The 1889-nt window shown below is 44.3% G+C and carries 1 protein-coding gene and 2 pseudogenes; all 3 read left to right on the top strand.

Annotation, left to right across the window (positions count from 1 at the left end):
• Window positions 1-233, top strand: a pseudogene (locus AB4583_RS21305) (bifunctional aspartate transaminase/aspartate 4-decarboxylase); the annotation flags it as partial.
• A gap of 70 nt (window positions 234-303) precedes the next feature.
• Complete coding sequence (gene gltS, locus AB4583_RS21300) at window positions 304-1512, top strand: sodium/glutamate symporter (protein ID WP_017068368.1); 1209 nt, start codon at window positions 304-306, stop codon at window positions 1510-1512.
• Between the two features lie 98 nt (window positions 1513-1610).
• A pseudogene (locus AB4583_RS21295) lies at window positions 1611-1889 on the top strand (pyridoxal kinase); the annotation flags it as partial.

The raw sequence follows: 1889 nt of genomic DNA, 5'->3' as shown, positions 1-1889 counted from the left end.
AACTTTACGGTCAAGAGTTTGTCGACTGGTTCAAAGCTAACGAGAAAGGTAAAGACTTCCTATTCCGTCTTGCTCACGAAACCGGCGTAATCTTACTACCTGGTAAAGGTTTCGACACAGTACACGCCTCAGTACGCGTATCACTAGCGAACCTTACTCACCACGAGTACGAGCTAATTGGCCGTGCAACACGCACTGTGTTGGATGAGTACTTCCAAGAGTTCTCTGCGTAATTCGTAGTTGCTAGAAAATATAAGCCCCGTCAAGTCGGGGCTTTTTTATTCGGTTGTTTAGGTCGTGATAATGAATGTAATTTCTGTAAATGCCGTTGAATCTGCCATTTTGGCACTCTTGATGTTGTTGTTTGGTGAGGTAACCAAAAAACACACACCAATATTAAGTAAATATCATATCCCAGGGCCGGTGATTGGTGGGTGCATCGCAGCCTTAATTACTACTTGCTTATATCGCATGGGAATGGAGTTCGAATTTGAACTTCCTTATAAAGAGACGTTGATGCTGATGTTTTTCGCAGGCATTGGTTTAAGCGCAAATATCAAGCAGCTATTCCAAGGTGGACGCTTGTTCGTTGTCTTTCTCGGAATCGCCGTTGTTTATATTATTTTTCAGGACGCTATTGGTGTCGCTGCAGCCTCGTTCTTAGGGCTGGATCCTAAGCTAGGACTGATGACGGGCTCTATCACCCTATCAGGTGGGCATGGTACAGGTGCTGCATGGGCGTCGATGTTTCATGACCATTTTGGTGTCGATAATGCACTCGAAATCGCGATGGCCTGTGCCACTTTTGGTCTTGTGATTGGCGGTATTATCGGAGCGCCTTTAGGCACGTATTTGGTTGAAAAAAATCAACTTTCAACACCGAACGTACATGCAGCAGATGTGGAACACAAAAAGGCCCATCACATGCTGACTAAGGGCAATGTACTACATGGCATCGGAAGCGTTGTTCTTTTAGCATGCTGTGTTGAGCTCAGCCAAATGCTACATAGTTTAGTGCTTGTGCTCGATGTGCATTGGCTGAACATGGTGCCAAATTTCGTCTATGCGTTATTTGTTGGTGCACTATTCTCAACACTATTTAGCGAGAGCAAACCTGCCAAGATTGCGATGGTCGAAGTGGCACGTTTAAGCTCAATTGCCCTAAGTGTCTTCTTATCTATGGCATTGCTTGAAATCAAACTTTGGCAGCTGTTTGATATGGCGTTGTCGCTGGTGGTTATCCTAACGATTCAAACATTGTTTACTATTGTGTTTGTTACGTCCGTTACCTATAAGCTACTCGGTAAAAATTATGATGCCGCGGTGATGGCAAGTGGTCATGCGGGCTTTGGTTTGGGTGCGACACCGACAGCCATGCTCAATATGAATGGTATCACGGGTTACTACGGCCCATCGCCACAAGCGTATTTTATCGTGCCGTTAATTGGTGCGTTCTTTATCGATCTCTCAAACCTAATCGTTATAGAGACATTCTTACATTTCATGTCTTGATGGATCTTCCCCATCAAAGGGGATTACCAAAGTTCAGTACTTTGACTTTAAAATTTACTCAAGACATCAAAAACTATATTCAGAAGAGGAGTGACGGTTTGAAAGGTGTAATTTCAATTCAGTCTCATGTGGTCTTTGGCCATGCTGGCAATAGCTCTGCCGTTTTTCCTATGCAACGTATGGGACTCGAAGTATGGCCTATCCATACGGTACAATTTTCCAACCACACACAATATCAACAAGGTTGGACCGGGCAAACATTCGGCTCAGATGATATTCGAAACTTGATTCGAGGCTTAGACAACATCAACGTACTGAAAGACTGTGGTGCGATCCTATCGGGTTATCAGGGAAGCGCAGACCAATGTAAAGCGGTT

It is taken from the genome of Vibrio sp. 10N.222.49.C12, assembly GCF_041475025.1.
Lineage (GTDB): Bacteria > Pseudomonadota > Gammaproteobacteria > Enterobacterales > Vibrionaceae > Vibrio > Vibrio crassostreae_C.
This window is presented reverse-complemented; position numbering and strand designations above follow the sequence as displayed.